Raw genomic sequence first — 5,533 nt, forward strand, 5'->3', positions numbered from 1 at the left:
TGGGAGCAGATCGAGAAGTTTTCCGAGGTGGTGTTCAATGCGGGCTATGCCTCGCCGGTGCGCACCCCGCGCGGTCGTGACATTCTGGCCGCCTGCGGCCAGCTCAAGAGCGAGACCGAGAAGCTCTCGGCCCGCGAGCGCATGGCCCTGCGCGCCATGTCGATGACGGACTAGTCCCCGCTCAGTTCCGCGGCACCGTTATGCCCGGCCTTGTGCCGGGCATCCATGTCTGTTGCCTAACGGCCATGCCCGGGGGTGACGGTTCATTTGGGCGCGATCTTGCTCTAAACAGAACGAAGATTCGTGGGGGCCGCGCCGCCAATGTTCATCACCCGCTTTTTCGTCATCCTGTTTTCGCTCATCTTTGCACTTCTGGCCGCCGGCATCGCGCTGGCCATTGGCATCATGGCACCGGAACTCGTGACCATGAGCTCCGACCCGATCGAGAAGTTTGCGTTCTTCGCGATCGCATTCTTTTCGACCAGCTTCGTGGGCGCCACCGCCTTTATCCCCTCGGTCATCCTGATCGCGATTGCGGAGACCTTCGATCTTCGCTCGATCTTCTACTACGCGATCGGCGGCGCGCTGATCGGCGCCATCGCCTGGTACATGTCCGATATTTCGCCGCAGCTTGAAAACACCACCGATCTGTCGCCGGTCACCTATGGCCTGCAACTGGTTGCGGCGGCGGGCATCATCGGCGGCTTCGTCTACTGGTTGCTTGCGGGTCGCAAGGCGGGGCGCTGGAAAGATCCTTACGCGGCGACGTGACCGCGTTGCAGATCCCGCTTGTCGTCACGCTGTCCTACACCGCCTTCATGGCGGTGCTGATCCCGGTTTATCTGTATCGCTACGGGCCGACGAACTTTCTGTATTTCTGCGATATCGCGCTGCTGTTCACACTGGCCGGGCTCTGGCTGGACAGCCCACTTCTGATCTCGATGTGCGCGGTTGGGCTTCTGCTGCCGCAGACGCTGTGGGTGATCGACTACATTTTCAATCTGTTCGGAAAGAAGACCACCGGCCTGACCGACTACATGTTCGACAAGGAGCGCTCACCTTTCCTGCGCGGACTGTCGCTGTTCCACGGCTGGCTGCCGTTTCTGCTCGTCTATCTCGTGTGGGAGATGGGCTATGACAGCCGCGCGTTCTGGGCCTGGACCGCTGTGTCCTGCATCGTGCTGCCAATCTGCTACGGGCTGATGCCGCCGGCGCAGCCCGATCCCGGCATGACGCCGGTGAACATCAACATGGTCTGGGGCTTCGACGACCGGAAGCCGCAGACCTGGATGTCACCGAATGCGTGGTTCGCGATGTTGTTCTTCGGCCTCCCGATAGCGGTTTATTGGCCGACGCATCTCTTGCTGCAGGCCGTCTTCAAGCCGGCGGGGTAAGAGCCGGTCCGCGCATCCTCCGTTCATTCGCGCGAAAGCGGGATTCCAGATTGCATGCACCGGGTCCCCGCTTTCGCGGGGATGAACGCGATAAGGGCCTGGCTCAATTCGGCTTGATGCCGGCGTTCTTTGCCACCTTGCCCCACTTGTCGGTTTCGCTGCGGATATAGGCGGCGAATTCCTCCGGGGTATTGCCGACAAGAATAGCGCCCTGCGGCGCAAGCTTCTCGCGCACCTCCGCGCTTTTCAGCGCGTCGGCCGCGGCCTTGTACAGCTTCGCGATTACCGCGGACGGCGTGCCGGCCGGCGCCACCATGCCGTACCAGTTCTCCGCCTGGATCTGCGGCAGCCCGACTTCGCCAGTGGTCGGCACATCGGGCAGCGACGGTACCCGCGCGGTGGTGCCGAGTGCGATCGGCTTGACCTTGCCGGCCTTGACCTGCGGCAGCAGTACCGGAAGGTCGAGAAACACCATGTGCACCTGATTGCCGATGATGTCGTTCACCGCAGGCGCCGCGCCCTTGTAGGGCACGTGCACGATGTCGATCGCCGCCGCGCTCTTGAACAATTCGCCGGCAAGATGCGGCATCGATCCGGGACCGGTCGAGGCGAAATTGAGCTGGCCTGGCTTTTCCTTTGCGAGCGCGAGCAATTCCTTCATCGAACCTGCCGGCACATTGGTCGCGACCACCAGCAGCTCGGGCACCTTGGCGACGAGCGTGACCGGCTTCAGATCCTTCAGCGTGTCGTAGGGCAGCTTCTCCTGCAGGCTTTTCGAGATCGCGAGCGCGCCGGCGCTTGTGATCGCGATGGTGTGGCCGTCCGGCTCGGCCTTCGCAACGGCATCGGTGCCAAGCACGCCGCCGGCCCCGCCGCGATTGTCGATCACCACCGGCTGGCCGAGCAGTTCGGACATTTTCGATCCGACCACGCGCGCGATGATGTCGTTCGGTCCACCCGGCGGGAATGGCACGATCAGCTTGATGGGCTTTGTCGGGAAATCCTGCGCGTGTGCAGGCAGGGCGAGCACAGCCAGTGCAGCCACGGCGGCGAGACAAGCGATCTTGCGCACGGATTCTCCTCCCAGTCATGGCCGGCTTGATCCGGCCATTCATGTCTTTGTGCTTTTGGCTATTAAGCAAGACGTGGACGCCCGGCACAAGGCCGGGCATGACGAATTTGAGAGGACTTCGGGCTAGTTCGCCCGTGCAAACAACAGCCGGGCCGCGAAGGCGCTCATCAGGCCGGCGAAGGACCAGTCGAACGCGCGCATCAGCCGCGGGGAATTGCGCATCGCCGCTGCGAAGCGTTCCGCGCCGAGGATCATCGGCGCGCAGATCGGCGGGGTGAGCAGCGTGTACAGCAGCCCGAGGGTCAGAAGCTTGGCCGGCGCCTCCGGATCGGAAGCCGAAACGAATTGCGGCAGGAAGGTCAGGAAGAACATCACGATCTTCGGATTGAGCATGTCGACGCCAAAGCCCATCGCAAAGGCGCGATACAGGCTTGTGCGCACCGACTTGCCCGACCTGAGCGACAGCGACGAGCCGTGACGGATCGCCTGTACCGCGAGCCATAGGAGATAGCCTGCGCCTGCGATCTTGATCGCCGTGAAGGCGGTGGCCGAGGCAACGAGCAAGGCCGAGAGCCCGAACGCCGCCAGCATCGAATGCACCAGCAGCCCTGCGGTTGCGCCGAACATCGAGGCGAAACCGCGTGCACGTCCGCCATTGATGGTCTGGCCGAGGAACAGGGTCATGTCCGGGCCAGGCGTGATGATGAGAATGAGAGAGGCCGCGATGAACGCGGCGAGGATGGCGGGTTCGGGAAGGACGCTCATGTCAGCTCGCGTATCAGGTCGGTTCTGCGCCAGGCCGGTTCTGCGTCAGGTCAGTTCCGTGCGAGGAACCGCGTCATCAGCGCCGCCAGTTCGCCGGGCCGTTCGATCTGCAGCGTATGGCCGGTGTCTTTCAGCACCTCCAGCTGCGAGCCGGGTATGAGCTTCTGATAGGCCTCGCCATAGGGCAGTGGGAACACCTTGTCGTCGTCGCCCCACACGATCAGCGTCGGCACCGTGATCCGGTGCAGCCATTTGTGTAGGTCGGGATTGTAGAGCCGCGGATTCCAGCCGAGCTTTGCGGTGGTGAGGCGGTTCTTTCTCTCGATGGCGAGTTCGTCGTCGCTTGGCGTTTGCGCCAGCATCGCCGCAGCGACCTTCGGATCGTGGAAGATGTTGCGCGTGAATTCTTCGCGTGACCACATGAAGATGTCGCCCTTGGCGACATCCGGCAGGTGAAGCCCTGCGGCGCAGAGCAGCGTCAGCGTCCTGAGCGTAGTCTGATTGCGGATCGCGATCTCCGACGCGATCCAGCCGCCGAGCGACACCCCGGCGAGATGGAGGCGCGGCAGTTTCAGTGTCTCGATCAGGTCGAGATAGAAATAGGCGAGGTCGCCGACGTTATCGAGCCAGTCCGGCGTATCCGAGCCGCCGAAGCCTGGATGTTCCGGGACGATGAGGTCGAAGCTCTGCGACATCGTCTCGAAGAACGGCAGCCAGGTCGACGCGCCGCGCGCGCCATGCAGGAACAGCAGCGGATCGCCGCTGCCGCCGCGCATGATGCGAGTCCGGCAGCCCGCGACGGTTTCGAAGCTCTCGTGATACGGCAAGGGGGCCTCCAGCCGCCTAGGGTTAACGCGGCGCGAGGGCGGAGCCAAGGTGTGGCATGCCGATGGGATTTGTTGCGTGGTGTGCTAAAGGTCTCTCCGATGACCTCTCCCCTCGGGGGGAGAGGTCGACCGAGCGGAGCGAGGTCGGTTGGGGGTGCCTACCCCAGCCCTCTCCCCAGGGGGGAGAGGGCGCTGACCGAGTTTGCGGCGTCGGCCCAAGCGCAAATATGCAGTGAGTGAGTAGCCTGTGGCCCTTGAGACCCCCTTCACCCTTTCCGAACTCGCCGTGATCGTGAAACAGCGCGCGGCGGCCAGTGCCGACGTGTCCTATACGCGCAAGCTGCTGGACCGGGGCGTCGAGCATTGCGCCAAGAAGCTCGGCGAGGAGGCGGTGGAAACGGCACTCGCGGCGGTGAGCGAGGACCGCGACCGCGTGATCGGCGAAGCGGCCGATCTGCTCTATCACCTGCTTGTCGTTCTGCAGGCGCGGGGCATCGAGCTTGCCGAGGTTGAGGCGGTACTCGCCAAGCGGTCCGGGCAATCCGGGCTTGCGGAAAAGGCATCGCGCACGCCCGATCGCCGCCCTCCGGACTTGTAATGGTCGCCATGGAACAGCGAACCGAGCCCGAAGTCTCCCCGTATCGCGCATTCAGCCGCGCGGACTGGGCGGCATTGCGCGCCGACACGCCGATGACCCTCAATCCCGAGGAGGTCGCGACGCTGCGTTCGATGCACGATCGTCTCGACATGAAGGAGGTCGAGGAGATCTATCTTCCGCTGTCGCGCCTTCTGTCGATGTATGTCGCCGCGTCGCAGCGGCTGTTCCGCGTGCAGCAGAGCTTCCTCGGCACCGAAGACTCCAAGGTGCCCTACATCATCGGCGTCGCGGGTTCGGTTGCGGTCGGCAAATCGACCACCGCCCGCGTGCTGCAGGCGCTGCTCGCACGTTGGCCGAATACGCCGAAGGTCGATCTCGTCACCACCGACGGCTTCCTGCTGCCGAATGCCGTACTGGAACGCGAAGGCCTGATGGAAAAGAAGGGCTTTCCCGAGAGCTACGATCTTCCGGAATTGCTGCGCTTTCTCTCCGGCATCAAGGCGGGCCGGCGGCCGATGCGTGCGCCGATCTATTCACACATCGTCTATGACGTCGTTCCGCATGAATGGATCGAGATCGACCGGCCGGACATCCTGATCGTCGAAGGGCTCAACGTGCTGCAGGCCGGACGGTTGCCGAAGGACGGCAAGGCGGTCCCGTTCGTGTCCGACTTCTTCGACTTCTCCGTCTATATCGATGCGTCCGAAGAGGTGCTGGAGCGTTGGTATGTCGATCGCTTCCTTGCGCTGCGCCTGACGGCGTTCCGCGATCCGATGTCGTATTTCCATCGCTATTCGCGGCTCTCGGATTCGGAGGCGGTCGCGACCGCAAAAAGCATCTGGAGCCGGATCAATCTCGTCAATCTGCGCGAGAATAT

The 5,533-nt window shown here is 63.3% G+C and carries 7 protein-coding genes and 1 pseudogene; 5 read left to right on the forward strand and 3 right to left on the reverse strand.

The genetic code is table 11. From position 1 onward, the window contains the following. From VNZ93_RS17945 to VNZ93_RS17955, 3 genes and pseudogenes are all read left to right on the forward strand, one after another. Positions 1-174, forward strand: a pseudogene (locus VNZ93_RS17945) (23S rRNA (adenine(2503)-C(2))-methyltransferase RlmN); the annotation flags it as partial. 147 nt (positions 175-321) lie between these two features. Then, on the forward strand, positions 322-771 hold the full coding sequence (locus VNZ93_RS17950; RefSeq protein WP_325708182.1) for a hypothetical protein: 450 nt from the start codon (positions 322-324) through the stop codon (positions 769-771). Next, the gene (locus tag VNZ93_RS17955; RefSeq protein WP_325708185.1) at positions 768-1,394 is read left to right on the forward strand and encodes a hypothetical protein; all 627 of its coding nucleotides are present in this window, start codon (positions 768-770) and stop codon (positions 1,392-1,394) included. Before VNZ93_RS17950 ends, VNZ93_RS17955 begins: the two co-directional genes overlap by 4 nt. A gap of 103 nt (positions 1,395-1,497) precedes the next feature. On the opposite strand, the gene VNZ93_RS17960 is transcribed toward VNZ93_RS17955, so the two are convergent. The 3 genes from VNZ93_RS17960 to VNZ93_RS17970 all read right to left on the reverse strand — a co-directional run bounded on the left by VNZ93_RS17960 (position 1,498) and on the right by VNZ93_RS17970 (position 4,058). Next, positions 1,498-2,457 carry a tripartite tricarboxylate transporter substrate binding protein gene (locus VNZ93_RS17960; protein ID WP_325708199.1) on the reverse strand — a complete coding sequence of 320 codons (960 nt, stop codon included), beginning with the start codon at positions 2,455-2,457 and terminating at the stop codon, positions 1,498-1,500. A 132-nt stretch (positions 2,458-2,589) separates the two neighbouring features. Next, positions 2,590-3,231: a LysE family translocator gene (locus VNZ93_RS17965; protein ID WP_325708188.1), complete on the reverse strand. Its 642-nt coding sequence runs from the start codon at positions 3,229-3,231 to the stop codon at positions 2,590-2,592. Positions 3,232-3,281: 50 nt separating this feature from the next. Then, positions 3,282-4,058: an alpha/beta hydrolase gene (locus VNZ93_RS17970; RefSeq protein WP_325708191.1), complete on the reverse strand. Its 777-nt coding sequence runs from the start codon at positions 4,056-4,058 to the stop codon at positions 3,282-3,284. 247 nt (positions 4,059-4,305) lie between these two features. Here VNZ93_RS17970 and VNZ93_RS17975 point away from each other — a divergent pair, with 247 nt between their 5' ends. Beyond that, positions 4,306-4,656 (forward strand): phosphoribosyl-ATP diphosphatase, encoded by a 351-nt coding sequence (locus VNZ93_RS17975; protein ID WP_325708194.1) that lies wholly within the window; start codon positions 4,306-4,308, stop codon positions 4,654-4,656. A gap of 8 nt (positions 4,657-4,664) precedes the next feature. Then, positions 4,665-5,533, forward strand: an 869-nt coding sequence (gene coaA / locus VNZ93_RS17980; protein ID WP_325708197.1) for a type I pantothenate kinase, incomplete at its 3' end; no start/stop codon positions are given.

The sequence above is a fragment of the Pseudorhodoplanes sp. genome (assembly GCF_035565795.1).
Classification (GTDB): Bacteria; Pseudomonadota; Alphaproteobacteria; order Rhizobiales; family Xanthobacteraceae; genus Pseudorhodoplanes.